The following is a 16,048-nucleotide window of genomic DNA, read 5'->3' as shown; positions in this document are numbered from 1 at the left end:
AAAATTAAGCCGGTCTTTAAGACCGGCTTTTGCATTTATATCCTCGTTAGTTTTAAAACTGCAACTGGAATGCCGTTCCTTCTCCTTCCTTTGACTGTACAGTAATATTTCCTTTGTGCAACATCATGATCTGCTTGCAGAGACTAAGGCCAATACCGCTGCCGCTTTTCTTGGTGCTGAAGAAAGGAATAAATATTTTATCCAGTAATTCCTCCGCCATGCCATAACCATTGTCAGCTACTTTAATGACAATCTTCCGGTTACTGGATACATAAGCTGATAATACAATCCGTGGTTCTTCCTTATCTTTTACGGCTTCAATGGCATTCACCACCAGGTTGATCAGCACCTGCTCCAGTAAGGCGGTATCGGCTTCCACAACAAGATCAGTATCTTTTAATATTGTTTCCACCTCAATATTTTTTTGTTCCAGGGTAGGTTGCATTAGTTGAAGCAAATTCTCAAAAATATCCCTGACATAAGCTTTTCTTAAGTTTAGTGTGGTGATCTTATTGAGGTTCCGGTAGGTTTCAGCAAACTTCAGCAAACCTTCACTTCTGCGCTTAATGGTTTCAATGCCTATTTCCAGGTCATCAACAGAGCCTGAATCATTATTCAATGCACCAACTGATTCCTGCAGGCGGCTTTTTAGCGTAGAAGCCAGTGAAGAAATGGGCGCTACGGAATTCATGATCTCGTGTGTCAAAACACTCAATAATTTTTGCCAGGCTTTTGATTCCGTTTCATCCAGCGCTTCGCTCACGTTTTGAAAAGCGATCAGCTTATATACTCTTCCCTCCGTTTGAAAAGCTGTCGCTGATAATAATATCTTGAAAGATGATCTTTCAGGGTGAGCCGTAGCAATTTTATTTTCGCCGGGTTTCAGGCTCATGATCTCGTGGTAAAGCTCCCCATCCCTTTTTTGCAATGAATGAATTGTTTTCAGGTAGGGAAGTTGTAACATTTTTTTCAGGGTCTCATTCATCCATACGACCTCTCCTGAACTTTCTTCATAAGAAAGAATTCCGGTATCCACGAGCTCCAAAATCTTTTGCAGGTATTGATACTGCGTTTCTTTTTCTTTGCTGATCACTTTAAAAGTAGTATTGATCTCGTTGAATCCTTTGCGCAACGGTTGTATATCAGCAGAAGCATGCTTGACGTCAAAATACCTGGAAAAATCGCGGTAATGGACAGACTCAACAAATTGATCCAATTCTTTATGCGCTTTATTATGAAAACGATAAAACTCAACCAACTCATAAATGATCACGGGTAGCAGCAGCACCAGGTATATATATAACCCTTTTACTAACAGGAATGATCCTGCGCTTAATGTAATAAACAGCACCAACACTCTTAATAATATCCGCCATTCTATTTTTTTAAACCACATAATCTGTAATAGTGTGAAAAGTGAAAAGACAAAAGTGAAAATAAAAAACTGAACTGAACTGAACTACCACAGCACTTCGACTATCGCTCAGTGTCAACTGCCAATTTCTCATATATCATACTTACTTAATCTTCGATATAGCGCTGTCCTTGTCAAGCCCAGTTCCTTTGCTGCCCGGGTAATATTTCCATTATGTTTTTCAATCACTTTAAGGATGGTGTTTTTTTCAACATCGCTCAGTTTTGTAGCTTCATCTTCGGTGTTAGCAACAACGTTGGATTCAATAGGGGAGAAGAGCAGGTCCTTGGCTTCCAGCACATCGGAATCGGACATGATCACAGCTCTTTCAATAATGTATTGCAACTCTCTTACATTTCCCGGGTAATGGTGCTGCATCAATTTTTCCATTGCCTTGGTATCAAGCTCCAATTTCGGTTTCAGGTACTTATTACAATACAGTTTGGTAAAGTATCTCGCCAGCAAAATAATATCATTTCCTCTTTTGCGCAGTGGCGGTACCGTAATTTCTACGGTATTGATCCGGTAAATAAGATCTTTGCGGAAACGGGTTTCATTGGCCAGCTCACTTAATGGAACATTGGTAGCGCAAATCAACCGGATATCAATTGATGTAGGTTCATTGCTGCCCAATCGTATCACCTGCCTGTTTTGCAATACGCTTAATAGTTTCGCCTGCAGGTGCAGCGGTATATTGCCGATTTCATCTAAAAACAACGTACCGGTGTTGGCGGCTTCAAATCTGCCGGTGCGATCTTCCCTGGCATCAGTAAAAGCTCCTTTTTTGTAGCCGAATAATTCGCTTTCAAATAATGATTCTGTCAAGGCTCCGACATCTACTTTTACATAAGGTTTGGAAGCCCGAAGCGATTGTTGGTGGATGGCTTTTGCGATCAGGTCTTTTCCCGTTCCATTTTCACCCAGTATAAGAATATTGGCATCTGTCGGCGCAATCTTTTCAATTTTGTAAAAGATCTGTTGCATGGCTTCTGATTCACCCAATAGTTCTTTTCCGATGATCGAATCCGTGTTGGTCAATGTAAGTCCGTTTGTTTTACCGCCTTTTCTTTTTAAAATCTCTTTGATGGTTGACATCAATTTTTCATTGTGCCACGGTTTTACCACAAAGTCGGCTGCTCCTTCTTTTAATGAACGAACGGCAAGGTCAATGTCACCATAGGCTGTAATCATGATAATAGCAGCGTCCTGCCGGAGCTTTTTGATCTCTTTCAACCAAAACAAACCTTCATTGCCGGTATTGATGGAGCTGGTAAAATTCATATCCAGCAGGATCACATCATAATTGTCCTTTGAGAGATGCCAGCGGATATTCTCCGGGTTCTTTTCCGTAACTACATCTTTTACTTCATTTTTTAATAATAGTCTTACCGCAGTCAATACGTCGGTATCGTCATCAATGATCAGGATGGAGGCGTTCTTTAAATTCATTTGTCTGAACCGGGATTTTTGGAATTTTATGGATTTGTGGGATACACTGAACCGTTTTTTCTTAATACTTTTTTGGTACGGTTAAATTTTATGAAGCCACAAACAATTCTTTTTTTATACGACTCCAAAAATAGGAGAGTCTGTAGCCAATTTCTTCAAAAATCATTTTAATCTCATAACCTGTGATCCAGACTGCTTTAACTATACCATAAATGCAAAGTGCTGGCAACGAAATTTTTAGAAAAAGACAGTTAATGATGGTGTATCAAAACCGGACAGTTGTTGTATCGGAAGTGAACGTCCTTATCGTCGTTCAAATTTATAACTAATTACAAATCATATGTTTTAGGAGTTGGCATATTTATCATATAGGTGTAATGGCAATCCAGGAAAAACAGGCTGTAACCAAAACTATTATACGGCCGTTTAAAAATGGACAGTTTCGAAATCATTAAAGCTTACACAAAGTGGATAGAGTAGTTGAAAAAAAGAGATGGACTAAAAAACGGATCTTAACCATTAGCGGGGTTGTCGGCATAGCCGCACTGGCATTTGCCAGTTATTACTTTACATCCGGCAAAAGCAGGCTGAATGTTGATACCGAAAGAATAACTGTCAGTGAAGTAAAATCAGGGCCGTTCCAGGAGACTATTCCGGTAAACGGTATCGTTCTTCCCATCACTTCCATTTACCTGGATGCCGTAGAAGGCGGACGGGTAGAAGAAAAATATGTTGATGATGGGGCTGTGATGAAAAAAGGGGAGCCCATACTCCGATTGTCCAACACGGATCTCGAACTGAGCCTGGTAAACCAGGAAACGTCGGTTTATAACCTGCTTACGCAAATGCAAATCTCGCAAAATGCGGCCCGTCAAAATACCATTGGCAAACTGAACCAGGGAACAGACGTGGAGAGCGAATTAAAAGAAGCTGAGCGCATTTATACACTGAATAAAAAACTCTACGATCAAAAAGTGATCGGTTTGCAGGAGTTCAAACAATCAGAGAACAACTACAATTACCAACTGGAGAAAAAGAAATTGACTGACCAGGTATTGAAGCAGGATTCTATTTCTGTAAAACAGGAATTGAACCAGGGCAGGCTATCTTATGAACGTACACAAAATGCTCTGAATGTTATGCGTAAAAAAGTAGGTGACCTGATCGTAAGGGCACCTGTTGATGGGCAGTTGACTTCCCTGGACGCAGAAATAGGTCAATCAAAAAATAAAGGAGAAAGACTGGGCCAGATAGACGTGCTGAGTGGGTTTAAAGTAAGAGTAGATATTGACGAACATTATATCTCCCGCATCTACACTGGTTTGTTGGGCTCATTCACTTTGGCTGGTAAAGATTATAAACTTAAGATCAAGAAAGTATATACACAGGTTACCAATGGTCGCTTCCAGGTTGATATGGAATTTGACGGAGAAGTACCACAAGGAATACGCCGTGGTCAAACACTGCAAATACGACTTGCTTTTAGTGATGAGGTGCAGGCAGTACAGGTAGCCAAAGGCGGCTTCTATCAACAAACGGGTGGCAACTGGATATTTAAACTGAGTGACGACGGAAAAACAGCTTACAAAGTCGACATCCAGTTGGGCCGTCAAAACCCTGATTACTATGAAGTGCTGCAGGGATTAAAACCCGGTGACAAAGTTGTTACTTCCAGTTATGAAAATTATGGTGATATGCAGGAGTTGGTGTTAAAAAAATAAAGCGGCCCCATCCCGATCCCGACGATACGTCGGGACCGCCAAGGCGCACCCCTTGCTAAACAAAGTGTTTGATAATAAATTAGATTTTTCGAAAATGTTGAATAGCGATATAATGTTGAAGTGGTAGATAATAAGTTTGGCGATGCAATGTAGTACCATCCTTCTCCTTTGGAGAAGGATAAGAGGATGAGGTCAATATCCGATGATGCAGCAACTTATTTTAAAAGAATCAAAGACCATTAACCATAAACCTTAGACCTTAACATCAGATCATTAACCATTAAACCCTTATCAATGAAACGGAAAATTATTTATGTCACTGCTATCATCTGCTGCATGAGTTTGTTTTCATCAGCAAGGCAAATGGCAATTGGAACTTCCGTGGAGTCCAAAGAGCAAGACGCATCTGACTGCCAAAAAAAGGCAGTGAAAGAAAAAAAGAATTCTTGCCGCAGCCAGCGCCCATTCAATTTTTTTCTTGTCAATATATAAACGGTAAACAATCCAATTTTAAATACGACAGTATGATTAATATCTCTAACCTGGAAAAAATTTATCGCACAGAAGAAGTAGAAACTGTAGCGCTTAATAAGTTGTCCTTTGAAGTAAAAGAAGGAGAATTTGTAGCAGTGATGGGTCCCTCCGGCTGCGGCAAATCCACCCTGCTGAATATTTTAGGATTACTGGATGACCCTGATTCAGGAAGTTTTTTATTCAATGGTATTGAAGTAGCCAGATTCAATGAAAGAAGAAGAGCCGACTTGCGTAAACGAAATATTGGATTTGTGTTTCAGAGTTTTAACCTTATTGATGAGCTGACCGTATTTGAAAATGTGGAACTGCCGCTTATTTACACTGGTGTGAAAGCCGGTGACCGGAAAAAAAGAGTGGAAGAAGTGCTGGATAAAATGCAGATCATGCATCGTCGCAATCACTATCCTCAACAATTATCAGGCGGCCAGCAACAAAGGGTAGCGGTTGCCAGGGCCGTGGTTAACAAACCCAAATTGATTTTAGCCGATGAGCCTACCGGTAACCTTGATTCAGCCAACGGTAATGATGTCATGCAATTGCTGACTGATCTGAATGAACAGGGTACCACAGTGATAATGGTAACTCACTCCGAACATGATGCAAGGTATAGTCATCGTATCGTTCGCATGCTTGACGGCCAGGTAGTACTGGAAAATATTATGGTATAAACCCTCTGTCTCCTCCTGAGCGAAGTCGAAGGAAAGGGAGGACTTAGGTCATAAAAGCATTTCTTTTGCCAATTAGTTCTTTAGTATAAAGTTGATAGTTGCGTAGCAGGCTTCATGAGTTCAACATATTTCCTTGCTGCCTATCCGCTTAGCGAATCGCACGTATCAACAGAGCAATATTATCAACCATTTTAAATCTAAGTTCTCCCGGCGGAGACAAGAGTATGATCTCTAATTTTTTTAAAACCGCAATCAGGAATCTGATCCGCAAAAAAGGCTACGCTACCATTAACATTGCAGGCCTGGCAGTAGGTATTGCTGCCTGCTTGTTGTTGTTTTTAATCGTAAGGTATGAATTGAGCTATGATAAATTTCAACCGGAGTATAAAAACATCAGCCGCGTAGTAACACAGGATAAATTTTCCGATGGCATTACGTATAATGCTGGTATACCCGTACCGGCATTGGATGCATTGCGGTTGAAAATGCCGAATGTAGTGTTTGGAAGTATGCATTCGGCATCCGGCAGCCAGGTTACTATTGATGGCGGCAATGAATCCACTTCTTCCAATAAAAAATTTATTGAAGAAAATTGTATCTTTTTTTGCGACCCGCAATTCTTTAGCATATTTAATTACAAATGGCTTGCAGGAAATGCCAAAGTTTTAGGTGAGCCCAATATGGTAGTACTGACAAAAAAAATGGCGGAGAAATATTTCACCAACTGGGAAAATGCAGTCGACAAAATCATTCGCTTAGACAATGCCCTTACGCTGAAAGTAGCGGGTATATTGGAAAATGTTCCCGGTAACACTGACTTCCCTCTCGGCGTAATGGCTTCTTTGGAGTCGTTAAAAAATGGCGGAGAAAAATATAACTACTATCAATCCTGGAATAACACGTCCAGTAATTTCCAGGTGTATGCATTACTGCCTTCCAATGTCAGACCTGTTGATATCAATCAGCAATTGCAACAGTTCAATAATGATAATTATAAAGGGAGATCAAGTTCTGAGCGTTCCAATTTTCTTCAGCCTTTATCAGAACTTCATTTTGACCGAAGGTTCGAAACTTTTGGCGATCATGTTATCAGTAGATCTTCGTTGAAAATATTATCGCTGGTTGGCGTTTTTATCATTATTATGGCCTGCATCAACTTTGTCAACCTGGCAACAGCGCAGGCCGTCGGTCGCTCAAAGGAGGTAGGTATCCGGAAAGTATTGGGCAGTGATCGTAAGCTTTTATTTTTCCAGGTGATGGGCGAAACGGCGCTTGTTGTATTAATAGCAGGAGTCGCAGCTTTCGGTATAGCAACATTATGTCTTCCCTTTATAAAACATATCGCTTCCATCAATGAAGATCTGAGTTTGATCAATACTGAAACTATTTTTTTCCTCGTTGGTGTACTGGTTGTATGCACCTTGTTTGCTGGTTTGTATCCGGCACTTATACTCTCTGGGTTCAAACCAGTGCTGGCCTTAAAAAATAATATGACGTCTGCTAAAGTAGGTGGTATTTCTTTACGGCGTGGGTTGGTGATAACGCAGTTTGCCATCTCGCAGGTACTCATCATCGGGACCATCGTGGCTGTAAGCCAGATGAATTTTATCAACAAAGCCGACCTCGGATTTAATAAAGAAGCAGTACTCATGCTTTCGGGTAGTTCGGATAGTCTCAACATTGCCAAACTTCCCGCTTTCAAGCAAAAACTATTGCAGACTCCCGGTGTACAATCGGTAAGTTTTAGCAGCGATGCGCCTTCTTCCGAAAATACATGGAGCGGCAACTTTGCCTTTGATCACAGGGACGATGAAAAGTTCCAGGTGACCATGAAGTTTGCTGATGAAGATTATTTTAAAACTTATGGACTGCAGTTGACCGCCGGACGTGTGTATGAGAAGAGTGATTCTATGAAGGAAGTTGTCATCAATGAAACTCTTGTTCAAAAGTTAGGACTTAAGAATGCCCAGGATGCGGTTGGCAAAGATATCAGGATAGGAAGAAATGCCTGGAAAACTATCAGCGGTGTGGTAAAGGATTTTAAAACAAACTCGCTGCGGGAGACTGTGAAGCCTTTGCTAATTGGCCAATTTAATAATTATTATACGCTCAGTTCGGTAAAATTGCGTTCAACCAATGTTCAACAGGCACAAGCCGCTGTACAATCTTTGTGGAACGATTTCTTTCCTGAATATGCATATGCCGGGACGTTCATGGAGGAAAGCATCAATCGTTTCTATGAACAGGAGAATCAGTTGTCCTTATTATATAAAATTTTTGCCTGCCTCGCCATACTGATCTCCAGCCTTGGCTTATACGGACTTGTTTCTTTTATGGCTGTACAAAAAGTAAAGGAAGTAGGAATCAGAAAGGTGCTTGGTGCGTCTGCGGGAAATATTGTGTACTTGTTTTCAAAAGAGTTTACCATTCTTATTGCCATCTCATTTTTAATAGCGGCCCCGTTGGCTTATTTCATGATGAAAAACTGGTTGCAGGACTTTGCCTATCGTATTGACCTCGGTATCGGATTTTTTGCATTGGCCATAGCCATCTCGATAGTCATTGCCTGGATAACGGTAGGATACAAAGCTATACGGGCAGCTATCGTTAATCCCGTAAAAAGCTTGCGAAGCGAATAACAGCATGCTGATATCAAAATGAAGCCATGATAAAGAACTATTTCAAAATCGCTTGGCGGAATATTTGGCGCAACAGATCTGTAAGCCTGATAAACTTATTTGGCTTATCAGTAGCGATGGTCGCTTTTATCTTTATTGTGCTATGGGTACAAAATGAATTAAGCTTTGATAAATATAACAAGGGGTTTAAAAATACTTACCTGGTACAAACTTTTTCGGTTAAAAAGGCTGCGGAAAAAAACGGGATAACTCCGTTGCCAATGGCAGACCTGTTAATGAAAACCCCCGGGATTGAAGCAGCGACAAGAGTGGTTCCATGGAGGGGAGTAATAAATGTTAAGGACAGATTATTTGAACAGAAGGATGCCGTAAACATTGATAGCAGTTGGTTTAGTGTTTTTCAGTATGATTTTGTGGCTGGTAATTTAAATACATTCAATAAAAATCCTTTTTCGCTTGTTCTTTCCGAATCAAAAGCGAAACAATTTTTTGGAAAAGAAAATCCTGTCGGCCAGGTAGTAAAAGTTGATACTGTTTTATACCAGGTGCTGGCCGTTGTTAAGGACAATCCTGTAAACTCAAGCATGCGGTTTGATGTGTTAATACCTATGGCTGCTAGGTTGTCCAATCCAAGGACTTATACCAACGACAACGGATGGTCTAATTCCAGTTATCGCTGTTTTGTAAAACTGCACCCTGCTGCCGATCCTGCGTTGGTTTCGCAAAAAGTAAGTATCACGTACCAACATGAATCAAAATATAAAGAAGGTTCTGTGGCCTTCCAGCCAATAAGTAAATTGCATTTCGACTCAACGTCAAACGATCCGTTATTCAGACGTGGAAATTATACAGCGGTTTACATCTTTACTATTCTTGCCGTGTTGCTAGTTTTAACGGCATGTATTAATTATATCAACCTGACCATTGCAAAAGCAAGTACCCGTACAAAAGAAATTAGCCTAAGAAAAATTGTCGGAAGCAGCCGCAAACAACTATTCCTGCAGTTTATGTGCGAATCGTTTCTGTTTAGTTTTATAGCAATAGTGCTGTCATTGCTTTTGGTCCAATTTGCGCTGCCGTATTTTAATCAATTTGCCGGGAGCCAGTTTCGTATAGCAATACTATCTCCAATTATTTGGAAAATATTTTTGGGAACATTATTGTTTGTGGGTTTACTGAATGGCGTCTACCCGGCCATAACGATGGCTGTCTTTAACCCAATGGCTTTTTTGAAAGGCGAGTCAATACTAAAATTTAAAAACGTTTTATTGCGTAAAGGTTTGGTGGTAGTGCAGTTTACAGTTGCTATTGTACTTATTATTGGCACGGTAATTATTTTTTTACAAATGCGGTTGGCAAGAATGTCTGGCCCTGAATATAACCGTGAACAAATAGTTTCGTTTGACATACCATTTAGTACAATGCGCAAATATGGTTATGAAGCCGGAAAGGTCGCAAGTTTAACCGGGGCAATAAAAAATGAGTTGCTAAAAAGCAGTTCTGTACTGGAAGTTGCGTTGTCTGATCAGTCTGTTGAAGATGTTGGTAATTCAACGGGCATTAAAGGCTGGTATTTTAATGGTATTGATACAAGCAGTAATGTTTCTATTAACCGGGTGATTGTTGAACCGGGAATAAAAGATCTGTTCAATTTGCAACTAAAAGAAGGCCGCTGGCTTAATAAGGACAATTCCGATAAAAAGAATTTTGTATTGAACGAAACAGCAGTTAATGTATTGGGGATTAAAACGCCGGTAATAGGACAACTATTTATAAAAAATGGGGATGATACAGGTAGAATAATTGGTGTTGTAAAGGATTATAATTTTAGCCCATTATATAAGAAGATTGAACCTTTGGTTTTTTATGATAACGATGAGTTGAAGAATTCTTTTTTTGTAAAAATCGTTCCTGGGAAAGTTTCAAATGCCATGTTGGCTATTGAGGGTGTATGGAAAAATTTTATTTCGGATGCACCGTTCAGCTATCAGTTTATGGATGCTGCATTTGATAATCTTTACAAAGATGATTTAAAGGTATCAAAGCTTATATTGGTTTTCAGCTCCCTCTCCATTATTATATCTGTTTTAGGTCTGTTTGGGCTTTCGGCATTTATTGCGGAGCAAAGAAGAAAGGAAATAGGCATCCGCAAGGTATTCGGAGCCAGTGTAAAAGGGATTACTGTATTGCTTACCGCTGGTTATATAAAATTGGTAGCCTTATCTATTGTCATTGCTTTTCCAACAGCCTGGTGGAGCGCAGGTAAGTGGCTGGATAGTTTTGTTTATAAAATACAGTTAAGTTGGTGGATATTCTTTTTAGCCGGAACAATTGTTTTAGGCATTGCATTCGCCACTGTTTTTTTACAAACCATCCGCGCCGCTACAGCCAATCCTGTAAAAAGTTTGCGAACAGAATAAAATTGAAAATGATCAGGAATTATTTCAAAGTAGCGTGGAGAAGTTTGTTTAGAAATAAATCATTTTCTGTAATAAATGGATGAATGGCTTAAAAATTTTAGTTATCGTATCAATATACATATCGGAGTGTTTGTGTTGGTGGGTGTAGTAACGCTTTAATGGCATTGATTACGATAAGCCTGAATGCCTCTAACGCAGCAGTATCAAGCCCGGCCAATTCGTTGCGTAGCGAGTAGCTTGTTCACATAAGGAAACCGGCGTTAAAGTTTGACGAACAAATAAAGTATTTGTTATGATAAAGAACTATTTAAAAATCGCCTGGCGAAACCTGGTTAAAAGTAAAGGATACAGCGTTATTAATATCGGAGGTCTTGCTGTAGGTATGGCTGTAGCTATGCTAATTGGTTTATGGGTATACAATGAACTTACATTTAATAAATACCATACCAATTACGACCGTATCGCACAGGTAATGCAGCATGCCAACTTTAATGGAGAAGTGGGAACACAAACAGCCAACCCTGCCTTGATGGGCCCTGAGCTGCGAGCCAAATACGGCAGCAATTTTAAATACGTGATTCAATCCTCATGGACAGGCGGGCATTTGCTTTCAGTAGGCAATAAACATATCAGCAAGGTGGGTAATTTTTTCGATCCGGATGCACCGGAAATGTTGACGTTGAAGATGCTTAAAGGAACAAGAGCCGGGTTGAAAGATCCTTATTCTATCATGCTTTCAGCATCCGCCGCTGAATCCATCTTTGGCAAAGAAGAGCCTATCAACAAAACGATAAAGCTTGACAGGAGTTTTGATGTAAAAGTGACCGGTGTATATGAAGATTTACCGGATAACACTTCATTCAGGGACGTAAAAATCATGATGCCCTGGGAGCTGTGGTTAATTCAAAACCCATGGGTCAAACAAATGAAAAATCCCTGGGGTAGCAACTTCTCTCAAACATTTGTACAGATCGCAGAAAACGCCGACATGGAAAAAGTGTCTGCTAAAATAAAAAATACAAAGCTAGACAATGTCGATAAGGAAGAAGCAAAATACAAATGGGTCGTTTTTCTCCATCCCATGAGTAAATGGAATTTGTATAGCCAGTTTAAAAATGGGATAAACACAGGCGGAAGTATTCAATATGTGTGGCTCTTTGGTATGATTGGTATTTTTGTATTGCTGCTGGCCTGCATCAATTTCATGAACCTTGCCACTGCACGAAGTGAAAAACGGGCCAAAGAAGTTGGTATCCGTAAAGCGATTGGTTCGATGCGCTGGCAAATAATCAAACAATTTTTTGCTGAATCTTATTTGGTAGTGCTGCTGGCGTTCGTTTTGTCTTTGATTTTAGTTGTATTACTACTGCCTTTGTTTAATGAGGTAGCGGGGAAAAAGCTTGAAATTCCCTGGGGAAACCTACTCTTCTGGACTTTTAGTCTTGTATTCATTTTAATAACAGGGTTGCTCTCGGGAAGTTATCCCGCCCTTTACCTGTCCTCTTTTCAACCGTTGAAAGTGTTGAAAGGAACATTTCGGGTGGGCAAACTGGCATCCGTTCCCCGCAAAGTTTTGGTAGTAACACAATTTACTGTTTCGGTGATGCTCATCATCGGAACGATTATCGTTTACCAGCAAATTCAATATGCTAAAAACAGGCCGATTGGTTATAGTAAGAATGGTCTAATCAATATGGGCTTTGAGAAAGAAGTAAGAGATCATTTCGAAACCATACGCAACGAGCTGAAAAATTCAAGTGCCATTGAAGAAATGGCGGCTTCCAACAGTCCATTGACAGGAGTATGGAATACGAATGGCGGTTTTGATTGGGAAGGCAAAGACCCCAATCTCAGCGTGGACTTTCCCAATAACAACGTGTCGTATGAATTTGGTAAAACTGTTCGATGGCAAATTAAGGAAGGACGAGATTTTTCCAGAGAGTTTGCAACAGATTCGTCTGCCTTTATAATTAATGAATCAGCAGCGAAGTTTTTAGGGTTTAAGGAGCCAATAGGTAAAACGCTTAAATGGAACGATCAGCGATTTACTATTATTGGTGTTATAAAAGATGTAATGCAGGAATCACCATTCTATCCGGTGCGGCCCACGCTTTATCATACTGGAGAATTGGATGGTATGTTCAACCTGATATTAAAATTGAACCCGAATAGAAATGCTAATCAGTCATTGAGTAAAATCGACCAGGTTTTAAAAAAATATACACCGGAAGTTCCCTTTGATTACAAATTTGTAGATGAAGAATTCGGAAGCAAATTCAGGGATGAAGAACGCATTGGAAAGCTTGCTTTTTATTTTGCGATACTAGCCATTTTCATTTCCTGTTTGGGTTTGTTTGGTATGGCAAGTTTTGTAGCTGAACAAAGGACAAAGGAGATCGGTATTCGCAAAGTGCTTGGAGCAAGCGTAGCCAATGTCTGGCGTTTACTTTCCACGGAGTTTGTACTGTTGGTGATTTTTTCCTGTGTCATCGCTGCACCCATTGCCTGGTATTATCTCGATAATTGGCTTACCAATTACGATTATCGCATCAGGATAGGGTGGCCTGTTTTTGTGTTGGCTGCAGTAGTAGCGCTTATCATCACTATAGTTACGGTGAGTTTCCAGGCTATAAAAGCGGCAATTGCTAATCCGGTGAAGTCATTGCGGACAGAGTGAGGCAATTTACCAACAGAATAAAATAACAATTATGCTTAAAAATTATTTTGCCGTCGCTTTCAGAAATTTCTGGCGAAATAAAGTTTTCTCAACTATTAATATACTGGGGCTATCTATCGGCATCAGTGCTGCTTTGGTTATTTTTTTGATCGTTTATTATGAATTCAGCTTTGATAAATTTGAAAAGGATGGCGACAGAATTTACCGAGTCGTTCTTGACGCTAAATTTTCAGGCACGCAGGGTTATAGTGCTGCCGTACCTGCACCTTTAGGAGCTGCTATGCAAAATGAAGTAACAGGTGTTGAGCAAACTGTTCCCGTTTTCCAGTTCCAGGGTGATGCAACCGCCAAAGTTGCTGTGGGCACGCATAATGCTAGTAAGCCAGTTATTTATAAGAAGCAAACGGATATTGTATTTACCAACCCACAATATTTTTATTTGCTCCCTTATCAATGGTTGGCGGGCTCACCACAGGCGTCATTGGCAAACCCGTTTTCAACAGTGCTTACCGAAAGCAGGGCTAAGCAATATTTTCCATCCGTTCCTGCTGCGGATATTATCGGAAAGCAGCTTACTTATAATGATGATATTAAAACCACTGTTTCAGGTGTTGTAAAAGATTTAAATGAGAATACAGCCTTCACTGCTGATGAATTTATCTCTCTGTCTACCATTTTACAAACAAGCCTGAAAAGTCAGTTTATGATGGATGTGTGGAACGACTGGATGGCCTATTCTCAATTGTATGTAAAATTATCCAACGGCAATACTGCAGAAAAAACAGAGGCGCAATTAAAAAATTTATTGCAGAAATATAATCCAGACGCCAATAAGGACGACAACAACAATATTACGCTACGTCTGCAACCTTTGAGCGACCTGCATTTCAATAATAATTACCAGGGCATTGGCTATAGAATAGCACATAAACCGACTTTGTATGGTTTGCTTGCTATTGCAGCATTCCTGGTAATATTAGGTTGCATCAATTTTATTAATCTTACATCGGCACAGGCATCCCAAAGAGCAAAAGAAATCGGTATAAGGAAAACAATAGGCAGTTCAAAAAAGCAATTGATCCTTCAATTTTTAAGTGAAACATTTTTTATTACCCTTATCGCAACAATTGTATCGGTTGTCTTAACGCCTCTGCTGCTGAAAATGTTTGCCGACTATATTCCACCAGGCCTGCATTTTGATTTATTGCATCAACCTTACCTTATATTGTTTTTATTATTGCTTACAATAATTGTCAGTTTTCTTTCGGGCCTATATCCTGCATTGATATTATCAGGATATAAGCCTGTGCTGGTGCTGAAGAATCAGATTTTTACAAATTCCGGTCAAACACGCAGTGCGGGGATAAGAAAAATACTGACCGTGTCACAATTTGTAATAGCGCAGTTTTTTATCATCGCCACGTTAATGGTAAGTAAGCAAATTAATTATTCGCTGAACAAAGATCTGGGATTCAGAAAAGATACAATACTAACTTTTCAAACGCCCTTTGATACATCTGCAAGTCATGGTCAACAGCTGTTAAATGAAATAAAATCAATTTCTGAGGTGGAAATAGCAAGCAGGGGCTTTTTTTCGCCGGCTGATGCGGGAGCTGCTTTTACTAATATATCCTATCATAATGGTAAAGAAGAAATAAAGCCTAACGTGCAAATCAGGTGGGGCGATACCAATTATCTGAGAGTGTACCAGATAAAAATACTGGCAGGAAGAAATGTAGAACAGAGTGATACTATGAAAGAATTTGTAATTAATGAAACGTATGCAAAAGCAATGGGATTTCAATCACCTGAAGAAGCACTTGGTAAGCAACTAAACTTTAATGGAAAAAGCATGCCGGTAGTAGGCGTGATGAATGACTTTCATGAGCAATCGTTGCGTGCAACAATCGGCCCGATAGTATTTGCAGGCAGAAGCGGTTCCACTTTTCATATACGATTAAGACCAAATAATACGGGTAGTATCGTTTGGCAAAGCGCTATCAGTAAAATTAAAAAAACGTATAAACAGATATATCCTGATGAAGATTTTAATTATAAATTTTTTGATGAGACCATCGCAAAGTTTTATGAGAGTGAACAAAACACATCAAGCCTGTTGAAATGGGCAACAGGTCTCGCCATTCTTATCAGTTGTCTCGGCTTGCTTGGGCTAGTAATTTATATAACCAATGTTCGCACAAAAGAGATAGGTATCAGAAAAATTTTAGGCGCTTCGGTTGCCGGCATTGTTTCCATTTTATCAAAAGATTTTGTGCGATTAGTCTTAATAGCTTTTGTAATTGCTGCACCGATAGCATGGTGGGCTATTTATAAGTGGTTAGAAGATTTTGCATACAGAACTACGATCAGCTGGTGGATATTCGGGCTGAGCGGTATAGCAATGATCATAATTACCCTGTTGACGTTGAGTATTCAGACAATACGTTCAGCCATTGCCAACCCGGTAAAGTCATTGCGAACAGAATAAGCGCCATTGCGGGTGCAGCAAAGCAGGAAAAAAAGAAC

Annotated in this window: 8 protein-coding genes; 6 read left to right on the top strand and 2 right to left on the bottom strand. The window is 39.9% G+C overall.

Annotated elements, in window-relative coordinates:
- Nucleotides 1-52 precede the first annotated feature (52 nt).
- Nucleotides 53-1,396 (bottom strand): sensor histidine kinase, encoded by a 1,344-nt coding sequence (locus ACFEL9_RS02615; RefSeq protein WP_385885879.1) that lies wholly within the window; start codon nucleotides 1,394-1,396, stop codon nucleotides 53-55.
- 108 nt (nucleotides 1,397-1,504) lie between these two features.
- On the bottom strand, nucleotides 1,505-2,863 hold the full coding sequence (locus ACFEL9_RS02610; protein ID WP_385885877.1) for a sigma-54-dependent transcriptional regulator: 1,359 nt from the start codon (nucleotides 2,861-2,863) through the stop codon (nucleotides 1,505-1,507).
- 467 nt (nucleotides 2,864-3,330) lie between these two features.
- On the opposite strand from ACFEL9_RS02610, the gene ACFEL9_RS02605 reads away from it, so the two are divergent.
- The 6 genes from ACFEL9_RS02605 to ACFEL9_RS02580 all read left to right on the top strand — a co-directional run bounded on the left by ACFEL9_RS02605 (nucleotide 3,331) and on the right by ACFEL9_RS02580 (nucleotide 16,010).
- Complete coding sequence (locus tag ACFEL9_RS02605) at nucleotides 3,331-4,584, top strand: efflux RND transporter periplasmic adaptor subunit (protein WP_385885876.1); 1,254 nt, start codon at nucleotides 3,331-3,333, stop codon at nucleotides 4,582-4,584.
- A 524-nt stretch (nucleotides 4,585-5,108) separates the two neighbouring features.
- Entirely contained in the window at nucleotides 5,109-5,786 is a 678-nt protein-coding gene (locus ACFEL9_RS02600; protein ID WP_385885874.1) for an ABC transporter ATP-binding protein, read from the top strand.
- Nucleotides 5,787-6,010: 224 nt separating this feature from the next.
- On the top strand, nucleotides 6,011-8,425 hold the full coding sequence (locus ACFEL9_RS02595; RefSeq protein ID WP_385885873.1) for an ABC transporter permease: 2,415 nt from the start codon (nucleotides 6,011-6,013) through the stop codon (nucleotides 8,423-8,425).
- Between the two features lie 26 nt (nucleotides 8,426-8,451).
- Complete coding sequence (locus ACFEL9_RS02590) at nucleotides 8,452-10,845, top strand: ABC transporter permease (RefSeq protein WP_385885871.1); 2,394 nt, start codon at nucleotides 8,452-8,454, stop codon at nucleotides 10,843-10,845.
- Nucleotides 10,846-11,137: 292 nt separating this feature from the next.
- Nucleotides 11,138-13,522 (top strand): ABC transporter permease, encoded by a 2,385-nt coding sequence (locus ACFEL9_RS02585; protein ID WP_385885869.1) that lies wholly within the window; start codon nucleotides 11,138-11,140, stop codon nucleotides 13,520-13,522.
- 31 nt (nucleotides 13,523-13,553) lie between these two features.
- Complete coding sequence (locus tag ACFEL9_RS02580) at nucleotides 13,554-16,010, top strand: ABC transporter permease (protein ID WP_385885867.1); 2,457 nt, start codon at nucleotides 13,554-13,556, stop codon at nucleotides 16,008-16,010.
- Nucleotides 16,011-16,048: the final 38 nt, after the last annotated feature.

This window comes from Terrimonas alba (assembly GCF_042434975.1).
Taxonomy (GTDB): Bacteria; Bacteroidota; Bacteroidia; order Chitinophagales; family Chitinophagaceae; genus Terrimonas_B; species Terrimonas_B alba.
Note: the sequence above shows the minus strand (reverse complement) of the source record. Positions and strands in the feature narration are given on the sequence as shown.